The following is a 15,192-nucleotide window of genomic DNA, read 5'->3' as shown; positions in this document are numbered from 1 at the left end:
CAAACTACGTTGCGTTTGCAGCCTCTGTCGACAGCCGATCCTCGTGACTCTCGCGGTCACGCTGCGTCGATGCCGTCCTCGCAACCCTCGCCCTCTTTAACGGCCTCGGTCTTGGCGCCAGCACGCCGGTCCGGACCGTGATAGCTGTGCTGTTCGCTGCTGGCGCGGCGACGGTCCGGTCCAAAATAGGTCTTGTTGCGGATAAAAGGGCGCGGCGCGTTGATGACCGAGGTCAGCTTGGCAAACATGTCGCGCGCGGTGATTGGTTTGCAGCAGAATTCGGTCACGCCGGCATCGCGGGCCGATTTTACCCGGCTGCGTTCGGAATAGGCGCTCAACATGACAATCGGGACCATCGGATTGGGGCTGTCATCTGCGGTGCGCACCAGGCGCACAAAGTCCAGACCATCCAGGATGTCCATCTGATAGTCGGTGATGATGATGTCGATGCCGTCCGAACGCACCATGTCGAACGCATCCGCCGGGTCGCGAGATTCGAAGATCGTCTTGATGCCGAAACCGTGCAGCAGAGTCCGCATGATCGTCAGCATGTAGCTATTGTCGTCGACGATGAGAACTTTCAACCGGCTGAGGTCTACCGCCATGATCTACCTATTGTCACATCAGGCGGCGCGCGAGGGGATGCGCCGCGGATCTGACAGCATCTTAAGCGGCAGAGGCTTACCGAAATAGTAACCCTGACCGTAAGTCACACCCAGCGCCTGCATTTGCTTGGCGCGTTGCTCGGTTTCGATCATTTCCGCAACCGTGTCGAGCTTGAGAGCCTGACACAGTGAGACCATGCCCTGGAGGATGGCGGTATCGCGTTCGCCGATCTCTTGCTGGCGCACATATGAGCCGTCAATCTTGACGATGTCGGCGGGAAATTCGCGCAGATACTGGAAACCGGCGGCGCCGGAACCGAAATCGTCGAGGCAGACCCTGTGGCCGCGTTCGCGGATTTTCTGGATGACCGCATTGGCGGTCTTGACGTTCTTGACGGTGGCGGTTTCTGTCAGCTCGAAGTGAAGGCGGCGGCGGTCGATCCGCAAATCGGCGAGCATTTGCAGGAATTTTTTACCCCAGGTGGGGTTCTCCAGCGATCGGCCTGACAGGTTGACGGCCAAGGCCGGACGATCGAAATCATCGCGCAGGAAATTGGCTGCAATCTCGACCATGGCCATATCGATCTCATAGATCAGGCCGGTGCTCTCGGCAAAACCGACGCTCTCTGAGATGGGCTGTCCGCCGGGCAGGCGCAGCAGGAGTTCGTAGTGCGCGACTTTGCCGGTGGCGAGCTCGACGATGGCCTGGGCATGGGGTTCGATCACACGCCCTGCGATGGTCGCCCGGATTTCATTCATCCGCTTGCGCGTATCCTCCATCATTTCGGCTGCAACTTTTTGCAGGCTCTGGACGTCGAGCACATTGGCGCTGTCGGCGGCCATATTGACGGCATGCAGGAAGGCCTGGATGGCGATTTCAGGTTCGAGTTCCGGCGCATCGGGGATGGAATCGATACGCACGCGGGTATTCTTGAGCGTATTGTCCTGAAGCAATTCCTCAATGCTGGCGCAAAGGGTTTTGAGGTCGGCGGAGACCGGATGGATCAGGGCGATACGGGCTGTGTCGACCTGTTTGGCAATGCCGCCGGTGCCGACTGTGTTCATGCATTCCGCCGTGATCGCCTGACGCAGCATATCCGCACGTTTGGCGCCGATCAGCCTGCTGAGGTCGTCAATCCCGTCGATTTGCAGGACCGACATGCTCATGGGAACGCCGGATTCGCGTGCTGTCGCGATAGCTCCCTGCGCGGCCCTGGCGAAGGCCTGCGGGTCGACCTCGGCCGGTGCGCTGAGGGCGGAAAATGACATCGCCCATCGAATTTTGTCGTCGTCACCGAGCAACCAGGCGCTCAACTGAGCCTCACGGCCACCCACAGCGACCCGTACAGGGCCGACGCGACGACCGGGTTTCAAACTCCGCATCAGGGCCGTCACGATGGGGCGCGATGTTCGATCAAGCCGCTGGGAAAAATCGACGTTTCCGCTATCGATGCTGGGTTCGCCGAGCGTCGCTGTCGCGCCGGCGGCGTAACAGGTCAACCCGTTCAAATCAGTCTCGATCAGAATGTCGGCCGCCGCAAAAGCGAAAGACAAAAACCGGTTTCTTTGTTCAATCAGCGACATTTAGAGCTTGGTTACCTCAAGACTAAACTCAACTTTGTGCCAAATTCATTAGAGTTGCGTTAAAGTACGCCGCGCTGTCAGGCGAGGTGAGGCGGGCTCACCGGGGCCGGAGCCGCGGGTTTGATGTTGATTTCGCGGACAATCTCATTGGCGCGGCGGGCCAGCGCACTCACGGCATCGGGCAGCTCGGTTTCCTCCGAGGCCAGCTTGATCAGTTGTTCGGCCAGCTCCAACAGCCCCGGGCTGCGGCTGAGAAGTCTTGCCTGGGCTTCGATCCGCACCGGATCGCGATCATACTCCGCCGCCGGGACGCGCCAGCCTCCCCAGTCTTTCGGATCCGTCACAACGACCGGGAATGTACCGGGAAAAGGGTGCCGGCTACACTCTTCCAGGCTTTGCCATTTATTCTTGGCGCGTAGCACCCGCCAATTTTCGCCGTCGACGCTTTCGACCTGTTCGGCCGCCAGCTCGTGCGTGGTGAAGTCGCGCCCGAGGCCGCAATCATAATAGACGCGGACCGGCTCCTCGACGTCTTTCACCCAATGAGGTTTGACGTGTTCGACGATCGCCCAGGTGCCGACCGGCGCCACGTAAACGCGTTGGTGTTTGTGAAACAGTGCTTTCGCCATCACTCATCCCTCCAGGCGGTGCCAGAGAAACACACGCGGATTGAAACGGGGTGAATCCCTTGTGCGGCATTTGAATCTTTGAGCGCCGGGCGGAAGACACAAATTGCCCAAGGGGCGCGTGCGCGCTATGTGGCGGCATGAGCCCTGATCGAACGCCCGATCGCCGCCTCAGCGTGGCGCCCATGATGGACTGGACCGACCGGCATTGCCGGGCCTTTCACCGTGTCCTGAGCCGGCACGCATTGCTGTATACGGAAATGGCGGTCGACAAGGCGTTGATCCATGGTGACCCTGAGCGGATTATCGGCTTCGATCCGGTTGAGCAGCCGGTTGCCCTGCAGCTCGGTGGCTCCGTGCCGGACGACCTCGCCCGGGCGGCGCGGATCGGGGCCGATTTTGGCTATGCCGAGATCAATCTCAATATCGGCTGCCCCTCGGATCGGGTGCAGTCAGGCCGGTTTGGCGCCTGCCTGATGCAGGAGCCCGAACTGGTCGCGGAGTGCGTCAGGGCGATGCGGGATGCCGTCGAAATGCCGGTGACGGTGAAATGCCGGATCGGCGTTGATGATCAGGATCCGGAAACCGCGCTGTTCGGCTTTGTCGATACGGTTGCGGCGGCGGGGGTGAGCAGCTTCGCAGTGCATGCGCGCAAGGCCTGGCTAAAGGGGCTGAGCCCGAAGGAAAACCGCACCATTCCGCCGCTCGATTATGATCTTGTACGGCGGCTGAAACAGCGTCGGCCCGAGCTTGAAATTATCCTCAATGGCGGACTGGAAAGCCTCGACCAGGCGCTCGCCGAGAGCGCCGGGCTGGACGGGGCCATGATTGGCCGCGCGGCCTATCACGACCCTTGGGTGCTGGCACGGGTGGATTCGCGGATTTTCGGACAACCAGACCCGGTCCCGACCCGCCATGACGCCTTGCTCGCCTATCGGCCCTATCTGCAGGCCCGGCTCGACGAAGGCGTGTCATTACATTCCATGACGCGTCACGTGCTGGGCCTGTTCCAGGGCTTGCCGGGCGCCCGCCATTGGCGACGCATCCTCTCGGAGAAAGCCAATCGGCCGGGTGCCGGCCTGGATGTGCTCGACGAGGCCAGTGCTGCTGTGCCGCAACAAGATGAGGCCGCATGATGACGGATATGCTTGTGTTGATCGGCGCCATGGCCGCGACGGGCGCCTTTGCCGGCCTGGTGGCCGGCCTGTTCGGGATTGGTGGCGGCGTCGTGATGGTGCCGGCCATGTATTACGCCCTCTCGGCGCTCGGCTATCAGGATGACAAGCTGATGCATGTCGCCGTCGGCACCTCGCTGGCCGTCATCGTCGCAACCTCGATGCGCAGCCTCTCGGCTCATGCCAAGCGCGGCGCGGTGGATTTTCAGGTGCTACGCAGCTGGGGGCCGTGGATTGTCGGCGGGACGCTGCTTGGCTCTGTGATCGCTGACCAGGTGTCGGGTCGGGTGCTGACGGGCTTGTTCGGCGGCATGGCGCTGTTGCTGTCGCTGCAATTCTTCTTCGGGCGTCCCGACTGGAAATTGCGCGACGAACTCCCGGGTGGTGCGGCGCGGGCCGGGCTGGGCGGACTGATCGGCATCATGTCGGCGATGATGGGGATTGGCGGCGGCGTGTTTGGCGTCACTCTGATGACGCTGTGCGGCAAGTCGATCCACAAGGCTGTCGCGACAGCGGCCGGTTTCGGTGTCGCCATCGGCCTGCCCGGCGCAGTCGGCTATATCGCCAATGGCTGGGGCTCCAACATTGTGCCCTATTCGCTGGGTTATGTGAATCTGCCCGCCTTCCTGCTGCTCGCGGGATCGGCTTTCTTCGTCGCACCGATCGGTGCCCGCCTGGCGCATGATCTGCCGGCAGCGACCCTGAAGCGCTTCTTTGCGATCGGCCTCGTGGTCGTTGGCGGGATGCTGCTGAAGGAGGCGGTTTTTGGGGGTTAGCGGAGCATTTTCAGCAAAAGTGGGCACCGGTTTTGCGGTTCGAAAATGCGACCACCGAGAATTAAGGCCGCAGGACCAGCTCATCGCCGCGGATCTCGACGCCGGAGAGGCGATTGAGGGCGGACATGCCGAGCAGGGATTGCGAACCGTCAATCATCACCATCGCGTCGACATCACGCAGTTCCAGACCACCCAGCCGCAGCGAGCGCAGGCGCACACCGGCCGCCGACGACGTGCCAGAGGCAGTCTGGACCGGCTGATTGAAGCGTAGCGCAGCGGTATCAATGCCGGCGCGTTCAGCATCGGCGCGGCTTAGCGCGACCATTGAGGCACCGGTGTCGACCAAGAATAGCACGGGTCGGTCATCGATCTCGGCGACGATGTAGAAATGTCCGTCGGCATGGCGCCGGATCGTCTGGGCGCCGCCGGCTTCGCCCTGGGCCCGTGCCGGCACCAGATTGCCGGCCATGCGCGCGCCGACCGTGGCGAAATCATCGCGCAGGGAATAACCGGCCAGCAGGACGAGACCGATCCCGATCCAGATGGCGAGATCGCGTATGGCGTGGCCGGGGCGAGTGGCAATGGCGCCGACCAGCCCGCCAGAAATCAGCACGACCAGACCGACCGCCTGGACCAGGCGCAGGGCGGTATCGCCCTCGTCGAGACTGCCGGGCGCGGCATAGCGCATCGCCAGCAGCACGGCGGCGGTGACCAGGGCGGCGAGGGCGAGATGGGGCAGCCAGCGTTTCACGATACCGCTCCGTTCGGGCCTGGATGCTGATCGGCATAATGCGCCTCGCGACCCGGCAGGGAGGCCAGGATCGCCTCGCGTTCGGCGTCGGAATACTTCGTCCAGCGGCCAAGTTCTTCCATCGTCCGGAAACAGCCGACGCACAGGCCGGCTGCCGGGTCGACGAAGCAGACTTTGACACAAGGGGTCTTGATCGGGGCAGGGTTCATGGCATGCAGCATTTCGCGCTGCGGCGCTTGAGGCAAGTACTTGCCGCCGCATGACCGGCCGGAATAGGGTGCTGCAGCGTTTTGCGGGGGATCAGATGGAAGATATGACGCTGCAATTGCGCAGTTTTGCCGGCCTGTTCGTGTTTGCCGGTCTGGCCTGGACCCTGGGGCCACGCCAGCGCTTCCCCGTCCTGCTCCTGCTTGGTTCGATCGGGATGCAATTGCTGATTGCCTGGCTGCTCTATTCCGTCACGCCCTTCCGCGCATTCCTGCAATCACTGACCGGCGTTGTGATGGTGTTGCAGGAGGTGACGAATGAGGGGGCGCAATTCGTGTTCGGCTACCTCTCCGGTGCGCCATCACCCTTCGTGCTCGATCCCGACGGCGGCAGCCTCTTCCTGTTTGCATTCCAGGCCCTGCCGATGGTGATTGTGCTCTCGGCACTGTCAGCCCTGCTCTGGCGCTGGCGTATTCTCGAACTCCTGGTGCGTGGCTTCGCCTATGCCTTCCGGCGACTGCTCAATCTGTCCGGCGCAGCCAGCCTGGGTGCGGCAGCGAATATTTTCCTGGGCATGACGGAAAGCCCGGTCCTGATCCGGCCGCGTCTGCCACAGATGAGCAAGTCCGACCTTTTCCTGATCATGACCGTCGGCTTTGCCACCGTCGCCGGATCGGTGATGGCGCTCTATGTCAGCCAGCTGACCGGCGTCATCGCGAATGCTGCCGGGCATATTTTTACCGCATCGTTGATTTCGGTGCCGGCGGCCGTATTGCTCGCACGCCTGATGATGCCCGCTGAACCGGACTCGGTGGAGGCGGACGCCGAGAAGATTCCCGCTCCGATCTATAATTCCTCGATGGACGCCCTGACGACCGGCGTGTCGGACGGGATGCGACTCTATTTCAACATCATTTTCATGCTGCTGGTCTTCACCGCCTTGGTAGCGCTGACGAATGTCCTGCTGGCCCTGCTGCCTGATGTGCATGACGTCCCCCTGAGCGCGGAGCGGATCTTGGGATGGCTATTCGCGCCGATCGTCTGGCTGGCCGGTATCCCCTGGAGCGAAGCGACGACAGCCGGTTCCCTGATGGGGCTCAAGACGGCCCTCAACGAGATTTACGCCTATGACCAGCTGGCCCGGTTGGGCGATGCCCTGAGCCCGCGCTCCAACCTGATCATGACCTATGCCCTGTGTGGTTTCGCCAATTTCGCCAGCGTCGGCATTTTGACCGGCGGCCTGGTCGCCATCGCGCCCTCGCGGCGTGAGGATATTCTCAACCTGGCACCGAAGGCATTGATCTCCGGCACGTTGGCGACCCTGATGACGGGCGCGGCGATCGGCGTCTTCCCGATGAGCCTGTTCGGCAGCTAGACGCCGTGGCGGGGCCAGAGCTTCGAGCTGAGCCAGCCTGTGGTGGAATTATCCTTCAACGCATCGCGATAGGCGTTTTCCATAAAGGCCTCCAGCCCGTCGAGATCGCCAAGCAGGTCGAGCCTTGTCTTCATCGGCAGTTCGGGATCCAGCCGTTTGACAAGGCGGGCGGGATTGCCAGCCATCACTGCATAGGGTTCGACATCCTTGGTGATGACGGCTCGGGCGCCGATCACGGCATGATCGCCAATCGTCACACCCTTGCCGATAAAGGCGCCATCGCCCACCCAGACATTCTTGCCCAGTTTCACAGGCTTGAAGGGAGGGGCCGGATCGACGCGATCATAGAGGGAATGCCAGTCGCAATCGGTGATCACTGATTCACGAGCGATCAGGCAGGCATCGCCAATCTCGATCGATCCCGCTGCCAGCAATCGTGTGCCGCCCGCCATGAAAACCCCGTCGCCCAATGTGATCCGGCCTTGCTGATCCTGCGGCGACCAGACAGTCAGACGCACCGGATCGGCAGCGCTGGCAATGATGTGCAGCTTGTCGCCGGCGATGATGTTCGGGCCGAAGACCTCGACATGCCAGGGGCGGACAATCTTGGGATCGCTGCCCAGGGTCTCGAAATGCGGTTTGAGGAAATGCCGTGTCCAGGCATTCTCATAGCCTTCCCAGAAATGGTGCATCCAGTAGGGGCGGTGATCACGGCGCATGGTGGCCTCTGGCAATGGCGGGAAAGCTGGAATAGAGAACGTCCATGACCGATACATCATCCGACGACCCGATCGAAGCCGTTATCCTGCAATTGGTGAAAGCCGCTCCCGAGGGGCGCTCCATCGCCCCGGAGGATGTCGCGCGCGCCGCCGATCCTGATAATTGGCACAAGCGCTTCGGCCATGTGCGCCAGGCCGCCATCCGGCTGATGCAAAAGGGTCAGGTGAACATCCTGCGCAAGGGCAAGCCTGTAACCGATGCCGAGACCTTCAAAGGGGTCTACCGGATTGGCCGCGTCTGACCTTTCTCCGCTTCTGAGTGAGATCCGGGCCTGCCGGATTTGCGCACCCCACATGCCGCATGAACCGCGCCCGATCGTGCAGGCTGCGCCTGACGCCAGAATTCTCATCATCGGTCAGGCCCCGGGCACGCGTGTGCAGGCTTCGGGTCGGCCGTTTACCGACCCGTCCGGTGACCGCCTGAGAGACTGGATGGGTGTTGATGAGACGGTATTCTATGACCCGTCGAAAATTGCCATTGCCCCGATGGGCTTCTGCTTTCCCGGGCTCGATGCGACCGGAGCCGATCTGCCACCTCGCACGGAATGCGCCCCGCTCTGGCAGGAAAGACTGATCGCTCGGCTGGGCAAAGTCCGGCTAACCCTTCTGGTCGGACTACATGCGCAGCGCTTTCATCTTGGTTCGCAGGTGCGAAAAACCATGACAGAGACAGTGCGCGAGGCTGAGGCCTTCGGGCCAGATTATATCCCCTTACCGCACCCGTCATGGCGGAATAGTGCCTGGTTGCGTAAAAACCCCTGGTTTGAGGCAAAAATTCTCCCATTGCTGCGCTGCCGCATAAAAGATTTGTTACAATAGCGTCTGATCACGATGTTTTCTCGCGCTTGTAACTGGCGGTGCGAAAGGGTATTCGAGCGCCGAATTTTGCAGCGATCACGCTGCGCCCATGGAAAAAGGGTCTGCGCTTCATGAGTGTCTTCGAGCACCCGTCTTTTGACAATCACGAGAAAGTCCTGTTCGCGACCGACGAACAGACCGGGCTGAAAGCCATTATCGGCGTTCATTCCACGGCCAGTGGTCCAGCTTGCGGCGGTTGCCGCATGTGGACCTATCCCAGTTCGACCGAGGCGTTGAATGACGCGCTGCGCCTGTCCCAGGGCATGAGCTACAAGAATATCATGGCCGACCTGCCGATTGGCGGCGGCAAAAGCGTGATCATGAAGCCGGCGGGCGATTTCGACCGCGTGGCCCTGTTTGAAGCTTTTGGCCGCGCCGTTGAAAGCCTGAATGGCGAATATATCAGTGCCGAGGATGTCGGCGTCAGCCCGGCTGACATGATGGCCGTGCGCCGCTTCACGACCCATGTGGTTGGCTTGCCGGAAGGCAAGGATGCGTCGGGCGACCCCTCACCGGTCACCGCTGAAGGCGTGTTCCGTGGCATGAAAGTATGTATCGAGCGCGCGCTCGGCAAAACCGATCTCTCCGGTGTCACCGTGGCGATCCAGGGCGCGGCGGGCCATGTCGGCTCCTATTTGAGCGGGCATTTGGCCAGAGCCGGCGCCAAGCTCATCATCACCGATATCAATGTCGACGGGCTCGAGCGCCTGAAGGCCGAATATGGCGCAACGATTGTCGGGCTCGATGAAATCTACGACCAGGATGCCGAGGTCTTCGCGCCGTGCGCATTGGGCTCCATCATCAATCCGGACACGATTGGCCGCATCAAGGCGAAGATCATTGCCGGCGCTGCCAATAACCAGCTCGCGACCCGCGATATGGGGGCCGAAATCATGAAGCGCGGCATCGTCTATGCGCCTGATTATGTGCTCAATGCGGGCGGTATCATCAACGTCATGGGCGAGATTGCCGGCGATTTCGACCCGGCCTGGGTGCAGGGCAAGCTGACCGGCCTCGAGCAGACGCTGGGCGAAATTCTCGACCAGTCCGACAAGGAAGGCCGCCCTTCCAATGTGATCGCCGACGAGATCGCCCGCCAGCGCATCGAGGAAAAACGCGCCGCCAAGGCCGCGTAGGCTCCGGCGCCTCCCGTCATAGTGATTCAAGTCGCCCCTGCCTTACGGCGGGGGCGATTTTTTGTGTCTGGAGGGGCGCTGCTAGACAGCCACTACCCGCACATAGACGGGGTCCAGCGCCACATTCACCCGATCGCCCGTGATGATCGAAATGGGAGAGGGCGCTTGCGCCGTCCATTCGCCCATCTCCCCTGAAAACCTGTAGGTCAGGTGCGGACCGGCAGAGCGGTGGCGGGTCATTGTGAAGGCGCCATTCTCGGCGGGTGTCAGGACAAAGGCGCGAGGCCGGATCAGGACGTTGACGCGCTGGCCCGCCGCAAGGCCCGGGGCCTCGGCTGGTCCGAAAGGCGTCGCGGCCCGGCCGTCGCTGACGCGGCTTTCGATGATTTCGACATCGCCGAGAAGTTTCGCTGCGGTGGCGCTCACCGGGTTCATCCACACCTCGCCCGGGGCACCGGTCTGGATGATCCGGCCGCCATCCATCAAGGCCAGCTCGTCGGCTACGGCCATGGCTTCCTCGGCATCATGGGTGACGATCAGCGCCGTCGTCCTGGCGGCTCTCAGCGTGTCCACAGTGCGCTCGCGCAGTTCGCCACGCAATCGGCGATCAAGGCCGGAGAAAGGCTCGTCCAGCAGCACGACAGCGGGGTGGGGCGCCAATGCGCGCGCAAGCGCGACGCGTTGCTGCTCTCCACCGGACAGCTCGTGTGGATAGGCTTTGGCGCGGTGACCAAGCTCGGCCACTTCCAGCTGGGCCAATGCGCGAGCCTTCTTGTCGGCACCGGAGAGCCCGAAAGCCACGTTCGCCAGTGCCGTCATGTGTGGAAAGAGGGCATAGTCCTGGAACACCATGCCGACCCGGCGCGCTTCCGGCGGCAGATGGATTTGCTTGTCATCCCAGATCGTCTCGCCGAGCCGGATCGAACCGGCGTCCAGGCGTTCCAGGCCGGCAATGGCTCGCAACAGGGTGGATTTGCCGCTGCCAGACGGCCCGAGCAGGGCGGTGATGTGGCCGGCGCGCAGGTTGAGATCTGCACCCGCCAGAGCGGCGTGATCGGCGCGGTAGCGATGTTCGGCACCGCGAATACTCAAGACTGTTTGCGCCTGCGTCATGCGGGCTCCCCCGGGCAGCATTCTAGCGATCCTGTCGCGACAGGTAGCGGGCGACGAAGATCATGGGAAGCAGCGCCACCAGCGGGATCAGGAGGGAGGGCAGGGCGGCCTCGCCGAGCCGCTCATCGCTCGCGTAATTATGCGCGATGATCGCCAGCGTGTCATAATTGAATGGGCGCAAGATCATCGTCGCTGGCAATTCCTTGAGGACTTCCACGAAGACCAGCAGACCCGCCGAGGTGACCCCGGCAGCGATCAGCGGCCAGTGGATCTGCCAGATCCGGCGGCGCTGTGTCGCGCCGAGTGTGCGCGCCGCGCCATCGAGCGACGCGGTGACGCGCGCCAGTGCGGTCTCGGCCGGGCTGATCGCGGCGGCGGCAAAGCGCGAGAGATAGGCCAGGACCAGGGCGGCGCCGGTGCTGGTGAGCAGAATCGGGAAGACATTGCCGGTCAGGCTGCGCCAGGCCGGGTCGATCAGGGCCTGGGTACCGGACAGGAGGGCGATCACACCAACCGCAGCCACCGCGCCGGGGACGGCATAGCCGAGACCGGCGGCGCGTGCGGCCAGGGTTGCAATCGCGGTGCGGCTGCGCAGGGCATAGGCGGTGCCCAGGCCAAGCGCTGCAGCGATCAGCGCGGTGATGCCGGCCAGGGTGAGGCTGTGCAGGCTGGCCGCAGCGAGCCCGCTCGCGGTCTCGGTTCGCAGTGCCAGCCAGGCCAGTCGCCCAAGCGGGATGATCATCCCCAGCATCAAGGGCAGCAGGCAGGCCATGAGCGCCGCCAGTGCGGTTATCCGGGTCAGCTGCAGCCGCGGGGCAGGCCTGTGGCGGCCGGCGGCGTTGATATTGCGGGCGCGGGTGCGCTGGGCGCGTTCCAGCCCGAAGACGAGGATGGCGACAAGGACAAGGACCAGTGAAAGCCGGGCGGCATCAACCAGCGAACCGGCGCCGCTCCAGGCTCGGATCAGGCCGATCGACAGGGTGGGGGCGCCGAGATGCGAGACGGTGCCGTAATCGGCCAGGCTCTCCATTACCACCAGCGCCAGACCGGCGGCGATGGCTGGACGCGCCATCGGCAGGGAGGTGCGCCAGAATGCGTTGAACGGTCCCGCTCCGAGCGTGCGTGCGGCGTTGTAGGCATCGGCCGATTGTCCGGCGAAGGCGTTGCGCGCCAGCAGATAGACATAGGGATAGAGGACGAAGGCGAACATCAGTCCCGCGCCTAGGCTGCCCCGTATCGTGGGAAAAAGCCCGCCCGTCATCGCCTGAAGGGGGCCGCCGGCATGGCTGAGATCGAGCCAGGCATAAGCGGCGACATAGGCGGGCACTGCCAGGGGCAGGATCAGAACCCAACCCAGAGTGCGGCGGCCGAAGAAATCGGTGCGGGCCATCAGCCAGCCGAGGCCGGTGCCGATCAGACCGGACCCGCCTGCGGCGATGAGGGCGACCACCGCCGAGGTCGCGAGATAGGTGGGCAGGCGGGTGCCTGCGAGGTGGCGCAGATAGTCGCCGGTTTCACCGGTCAGGGCGATCCAAGCTACGGCCAGCACCGGTGCCGCGCACAGCGTTGCCGCCAGAACAGCCAGCAAGAGCGTGCGGCCCGGCAACCAGTCGCCGAACCGGTTTGAGCGGGCCGTTGCCGCCATCGCTATTGCCAGCCGACCCGGTCAAAAATGCGCTGGGCGGTGGCATTATGATCGCCCAGTTCGGAGACATTGCGCTCATCCTCGACGAAGGGGAGCATCGCCTCCAGCGTCGGGTTTTCCCAGGCCGTATCGGCGATGGCGGGGATTTCATTGGTCATTTCGGCGAACATGCGCTGGGCATCGGGGCTGAAGAAGAAATCGATCAGCGCGCGCGCCTCGGCGGGGTGCGGTGCATTCGCGGCGATCCCGGCACCGGAGACATTGATGTGCGTGCCGGACGTCTGCTGGTTCGGGAAGAGCAGCGAAACCGTCCCGGCTGCGGCCTGGCGGGCAGGCTCGTCAGAATTCACCATCAGCGCATAATAGTAGTGGTTCACGACAGCTACATCACATTCCCCTGCCGCGACACCCTCAAGCTGGGTGGTGTCGCCGCCCTGGGGGGCGCGTGCCATATTGTCAACAAGGCCCTGGGCCCAGGCCTCAGCGGCCTCTTCGCCAGAACGTGCAATGATCGAGGCGAGCAGGGATTGATTGTATGCATTGCCGCTTGAGCGCACGCATATCCGGCCCTGCCAGCGCGGGTCGGCGAGGTCTTCATAGGTCTCGATCTCGCCGGGCTGAACGCGTGTATTTGAATAGGCGATGACGCGGGCGCGCTTGGCAATGGAGACCCAATACCCTTGGGGGTCGATCAGATTGGCCGGTATGCCGGCCGTGAGATCGCTAAAATCGCTCCGGGCAAACAGGCCGGCCTCCTCGGCGCGGTGCAGGCGCGCGGCATCCACGGTGATGATAACATCGGCCGGGCTACGCTCGCCATCGGCGCGGACGCGCTCGATCAACTGGTCGCCACCGGCGGTCACCAGATTGACCGTGATTCCGGTTTGCTCGGTGAAGGCCGCATAGATCGCGTCGTCGCTGGAATAGTGACGGGCGCTATAGACATTGACGACGCGGGCGCTGTCACTGTCCGTGGCAGCGGGTTGCGAGCAGGCTGCCAGAATGATGCTGGCGCCGAGAGCGAGGAATTTCACGGTTTTCATGTCACACCCAATCTGATTAATCAGCCTACCCTCTCTCATTTATGAGAACCTTTCGCAAGTAGTGTCCGCACCGGGACCAGGCGCGATGATGCGCATCAGCCCTGGAATGGTGCGATCCAACACAGAATCGCATTGCAGGCCGCAGCTTGTCAGGTCTGTTTCGGGTGGGGTGGAAAGTGGAAATGGTGGGCGATACTGGGATTGAACCAGTGACCCCCTCGGTGTGAACGAGGTGCTCTCCCGCTGAGCTAATCGCCCGGTATCCCGGAAAGCGCTCGTATAAGCACGCGCTTACGGGCGGTCAACTCCGCGTTCAGGCCGGTCTGCACTTGCCCCGCGACCGGGGTGCGACAACTTGACACATCAGTTTTGCCTCGTCACGGAAGCGTCATCCCTATATCAGCCCTCCCGAACCGGAAGCGCATCCAGCGCATCGGCGACTATTATCATCAGATTGGACGCAATTCCCGGCCGAGGGAAGCTTCGGTCGTATTGGAGGTATTGTTCATGAATAACGATCTGTGCACGCCGGAAGGCGCGCGCCGTCTTAAAGCGCGTATTGAAGCTTACTGGGCCGAGCGCGGCTATGACGTGAATGTCGATCTCGTCGAAGCTGGCTTTATGCCTGCCATGCGTTCCGCTCGCACCGATGTGCGCTCGAACCTGGTCAATGGCATGCCAACACGGCCTGCAAATGATGTCGGCCGCGAGCGTCGCTCCGCCTGATACCGACTAGGCTCGCCAGACTTCGGCGAGCACCCCCGGAATATCACCAAAATCATGCAGCAACCGGTCGGCTCCCAAGGAGCCGGCCGGTGCTTCGCTATAGCCATAGCTGAGCACAATGCTTGGCACCCTGGCGGCTCGCGCGGCATCCACGTCCGGTGCGCTGTCGCCGATCATGGCCGCGCGCAAATAGCCCGTGCCGAGCGCTGTGTGGACATGGTCCGCGGCGGGCTTCTTCGCTGTGGTGCGGTCGGGCCCGATGATGCGGGCGAAGTAGTCACTCAGCTTGAACTCGGCGATCAGCAAGTCTGACAGAACTGACGGCTTGTTGGTGCAGACCGACAAGGTGGCGCCTGCGCGTTGCAGACGCGCCAGTGTTGCCTCCACTTGCGGGAAGACCCGGCTGTGGGCGGCGATGTCGGCCTGGTAGATTTCAATGAAGCGCGCCACGAGTTCTGGCGTTGCCTCCGGTGGCAGAGGCCGGCCTTGCTGTGCGTAGGCACGTTCGATCAGGGCCTGGGCGCCGCGCCCGACCAGCGCGCGCAGATGATCGACCGGCACGGGGGTCAGCCCGTCGGGGACGATGACAGCGTTCAGCGCGCGCACCAGATCCGGTGCCGTATCGATCAGCGTGCCGTCGAGATCGAAGGCGATCGAGGCTTGGCCAAACAGGTCGGGGTCGAGAGGATCGGACATGTGAATTTGCTCTTTGAGGCTGGCGATAGCGTCGCTGTATGGTTACGCGCTATCGCACGATAGGCTATAGCGCCCTGACACATGTCCAACACGCTTT

General features: G+C 62.8%; 17 protein-coding genes and 1 tRNA gene. 7 read left to right on the top strand and 11 right to left on the bottom strand.

The features are described from left to right. Positions 1-56 precede the first annotated feature (56 nt). The 3 genes from ACN0YJ_RS10760 to ACN0YJ_RS10750 form a co-directional block, all read right to left on the bottom strand. On the bottom strand, positions 57-605 hold the full coding sequence (locus tag ACN0YJ_RS10760) for a response regulator (RefSeq protein WP_417478578.1): 549 nt from the start codon (positions 603-605) through the stop codon (positions 57-59). An 18-nt stretch (positions 606-623) separates the two neighbouring features. Continuing rightward, positions 624-2,159: an EAL domain-containing protein gene (locus tag ACN0YJ_RS10755; protein ID WP_417478579.1), complete on the bottom strand. Its 1,536-nt coding sequence runs from the start codon at positions 2,157-2,159 to the stop codon at positions 624-626. 107 nt (positions 2,160-2,266) lie between these two features. Next, positions 2,267-2,818, bottom strand: coding sequence for a hypothetical protein (locus ACN0YJ_RS10750; RefSeq protein WP_417489978.1), 552 nt, complete (start codon positions 2,816-2,818; stop codon positions 2,267-2,269). A gap of 137 nt (positions 2,819-2,955) precedes the next feature. Between ACN0YJ_RS10750 and dusA the strand changes: the two genes are divergently transcribed. Continuing rightward, positions 2,956-3,951 carry a tRNA dihydrouridine(20/20a) synthase DusA gene (gene dusA / locus ACN0YJ_RS10745; protein WP_417496191.1) on the top strand — a complete coding sequence of 332 codons (996 nt, stop codon included), beginning with the start codon at positions 2,956-2,958 and terminating at the stop codon, positions 3,949-3,951. Next, positions 3,948-4,766, top strand: coding sequence for a sulfite exporter TauE/SafE family protein (locus ACN0YJ_RS10740; protein ID WP_417496190.1), 819 nt, complete (start codon positions 3,948-3,950; stop codon positions 4,764-4,766). Before dusA ends, ACN0YJ_RS10740 begins: the two co-directional genes overlap by 4 nt. 61 nt (positions 4,767-4,827) lie before the next feature. Here ACN0YJ_RS10740 and ACN0YJ_RS10735 read toward each other — a convergent pair whose 3' ends face one another. Both ACN0YJ_RS10735 and ACN0YJ_RS10730 read right to left on the bottom strand, forming a co-directional pair. Next, the gene (locus ACN0YJ_RS10735; protein ID WP_417496189.1) at positions 4,828-5,517 is read right to left on the bottom strand and encodes a retropepsin-like aspartic protease family protein; all 690 of its coding nucleotides are present in this window, start codon (positions 5,515-5,517) and stop codon (positions 4,828-4,830) included. Next, a complete protein-coding gene (locus tag ACN0YJ_RS10730) occupies positions 5,514-5,726 on the bottom strand; it encodes a DUF1289 domain-containing protein (protein WP_417496188.1) in 213 nt (70 codons plus the stop codon). The genes ACN0YJ_RS10735 and ACN0YJ_RS10730 overlap by 4 nt, the downstream gene beginning before the upstream one ends. Before the next feature lie 95 nt (positions 5,727-5,821). Here ACN0YJ_RS10730 and ACN0YJ_RS10725 point away from each other — a divergent pair, with 95 nt between their 5' ends. Then, positions 5,822-7,099 carry a NupC/NupG family nucleoside CNT transporter gene (locus ACN0YJ_RS10725; protein ID WP_417496187.1) on the top strand — a complete coding sequence of 426 codons (1,278 nt, stop codon included), beginning with the start codon at positions 5,822-5,824 and terminating at the stop codon, positions 7,097-7,099. Here the strand turns inward: ACN0YJ_RS10725 and ACN0YJ_RS10720 are convergent. Continuing rightward, complete coding sequence (locus ACN0YJ_RS10720) at positions 7,096-7,818, bottom strand: acyltransferase (RefSeq protein WP_417496186.1); 723 nt, start codon at positions 7,816-7,818, stop codon at positions 7,096-7,098. The two genes, ACN0YJ_RS10725 and ACN0YJ_RS10720, sit on opposite strands and share 4 nt — an antisense overlap. A 44-nt stretch (positions 7,819-7,862) precedes the next feature. On the opposite strand from ACN0YJ_RS10720, the gene ACN0YJ_RS10715 reads away from it, so the two are divergent. The 3 genes from ACN0YJ_RS10715 to ACN0YJ_RS10705 all read left to right on the top strand — a co-directional run bounded on the left by ACN0YJ_RS10715 (position 7,863) and on the right by ACN0YJ_RS10705 (position 9,872). Further along, positions 7,863-8,120 (top strand): DUF3253 domain-containing protein, encoded by a 258-nt coding sequence (locus ACN0YJ_RS10715; protein WP_417478587.1) that lies wholly within the window; start codon positions 7,863-7,865, stop codon positions 8,118-8,120. Between the two features lie 52 nt (positions 8,121-8,172). Beyond that, positions 8,173-8,697 carry a uracil-DNA glycosylase family protein gene (locus tag ACN0YJ_RS10710; RefSeq protein ID WP_417496185.1) on the top strand — a complete coding sequence of 175 codons (525 nt, stop codon included), beginning with the start codon at positions 8,173-8,175 and terminating at the stop codon, positions 8,695-8,697. A gap of 110 nt (positions 8,698-8,807) precedes the next feature. After that, positions 8,808-9,872 (top strand): Leu/Phe/Val dehydrogenase, encoded by a 1,065-nt coding sequence (locus tag ACN0YJ_RS10705; RefSeq protein ID WP_417478589.1) that lies wholly within the window; start codon positions 8,808-8,810, stop codon positions 9,870-9,872. Positions 9,873-9,953: 81 nt separating this feature from the next. Here the strand turns inward: ACN0YJ_RS10705 and ACN0YJ_RS10700 are convergent, their stop codons facing one another. The 4 genes from ACN0YJ_RS10700 to ACN0YJ_RS10685 all read right to left on the bottom strand — a co-directional run bounded on the left by ACN0YJ_RS10700 (position 9,954) and on the right by ACN0YJ_RS10685 (position 13,931). Then, positions 9,954-10,985 (bottom strand): ABC transporter ATP-binding protein, encoded by a 1,032-nt coding sequence (locus ACN0YJ_RS10700; protein WP_417496184.1) that lies wholly within the window; start codon positions 10,983-10,985, stop codon positions 9,954-9,956. 22 nt (positions 10,986-11,007) lie between these two features. Then, positions 11,008-12,630, bottom strand: coding sequence for an ABC transporter permease (locus ACN0YJ_RS10695; protein WP_417496183.1), 1,623 nt, complete (start codon positions 12,628-12,630; stop codon positions 11,008-11,010). A 2-nt stretch (positions 12,631-12,632) separates the two neighbouring features. Beyond that, complete coding sequence (locus ACN0YJ_RS10690) at positions 12,633-13,673, bottom strand: extracellular solute-binding protein (protein WP_417478592.1); 1,041 nt, start codon at positions 13,671-13,673, stop codon at positions 12,633-12,635. Between the two features lie 183 nt (positions 13,674-13,856). Further along, positions 13,857-13,931, bottom strand: a tRNA-Val gene (locus ACN0YJ_RS10685). 249 nt (positions 13,932-14,180) lie between these two features. On the opposite strand from ACN0YJ_RS10685, the gene ACN0YJ_RS10680 reads away from it, so the two are divergent. Then, positions 14,181-14,399 (top strand): phosphoglycolate phosphatase, encoded by a 219-nt coding sequence (locus ACN0YJ_RS10680; protein ID WP_091767813.1) that lies wholly within the window; start codon positions 14,181-14,183, stop codon positions 14,397-14,399. 6 nt (positions 14,400-14,405) lie between these two features. On the opposite strand, the gene ACN0YJ_RS10675 is transcribed toward ACN0YJ_RS10680, so the two are convergent. Beyond that, positions 14,406-15,095, bottom strand: coding sequence for an HAD hydrolase-like protein (locus tag ACN0YJ_RS10675; RefSeq protein ID WP_417496182.1), 690 nt, complete (start codon positions 15,093-15,095; stop codon positions 14,406-14,408). Positions 15,096-15,192 lie beyond the last annotated feature (97 nt).

The sequence above is a fragment of the Maricaulis sp. genome (assembly GCF_048270095.1).
GTDB lineage: Bacteria > Pseudomonadota > Alphaproteobacteria > Caulobacterales > Maricaulaceae > Maricaulis.
The sequence above is the reverse complement of the archived record's forward strand: the minus strand, read 5'-3'. Positions and strand labels throughout refer to the sequence as shown.

Excerpts from the sequence above, each read along its gene's own strand:
- ACN0YJ_RS10760 (WP_417478578.1), bottom strand. The coding sequence starts at position 605 with ATGGCGGTAGACCTCAGCCGGTTGAAAGTTCTCATCGTCGACGACAAT.
- ACN0YJ_RS10750 (WP_417489978.1), bottom strand. The coding sequence starts at position 2,818 with ATGGCGAAAGCACTGTTTCACAAACACCAACGCGTTTACGTGGCGCCG.
- dusA (WP_417496191.1), top strand. The coding sequence starts at position 2,956 with ATGAGCCCTGATCGAACGCCCGATCGCCGCCTCAGCGTGGCGCCCATG.
- ACN0YJ_RS10740 (WP_417496190.1), top strand. The coding sequence starts at position 3,948 with ATGATGACGGATATGCTTGTGTTGATCGGCGCCATGGCCGCGACGGGC.
- ACN0YJ_RS10730 (WP_417496188.1), bottom strand. The coding sequence starts at position 5,726 with ATGAACCCTGCCCCGATCAAGACCCCTTGTGTCAAAGTCTGCTTCGTC.
- ACN0YJ_RS10725 (WP_417496187.1), top strand. The coding sequence starts at position 5,822 with ATGGAAGATATGACGCTGCAATTGCGCAGTTTTGCCGGCCTGTTCGTG.
- ACN0YJ_RS10720 (WP_417496186.1), bottom strand. The coding sequence starts at position 7,818 with ATGCGCCGTGATCACCGCCCCTACTGGATGCACCATTTCTGGGAAGGC.
- ACN0YJ_RS10715 (WP_417478587.1), top strand. The coding sequence starts at position 7,863 with ATGACCGATACATCATCCGACGACCCGATCGAAGCCGTTATCCTGCAA.
- ACN0YJ_RS10710 (WP_417496185.1), top strand. The coding sequence starts at position 8,173 with ATGCCGCATGAACCGCGCCCGATCGTGCAGGCTGCGCCTGACGCCAGA.
- ACN0YJ_RS10705 (WP_417478589.1), top strand. The coding sequence starts at position 8,808 with ATGAGTGTCTTCGAGCACCCGTCTTTTGACAATCACGAGAAAGTCCTG.
- ACN0YJ_RS10700 (WP_417496184.1), bottom strand. The coding sequence starts at position 10,985 with ATGACGCAGGCGCAAACAGTCTTGAGTATTCGCGGTGCCGAACATCGC.
- ACN0YJ_RS10695 (WP_417496183.1), bottom strand. The coding sequence starts at position 12,630 with ATGGCGGCAACGGCCCGCTCAAACCGGTTCGGCGACTGGTTGCCGGGC.
- ACN0YJ_RS10690 (WP_417478592.1), bottom strand. The coding sequence starts at position 13,673 with ATGAAAACCGTGAAATTCCTCGCTCTCGGCGCCAGCATCATTCTGGCA.
- ACN0YJ_RS10680 (WP_091767813.1), top strand. The coding sequence starts at position 14,181 with ATGAATAACGATCTGTGCACGCCGGAAGGCGCGCGCCGTCTTAAAGCG.
- ACN0YJ_RS10675 (WP_417496182.1), bottom strand. The coding sequence starts at position 15,095 with ATGTCCGATCCTCTCGACCCCGACCTGTTTGGCCAAGCCTCGATCGCC.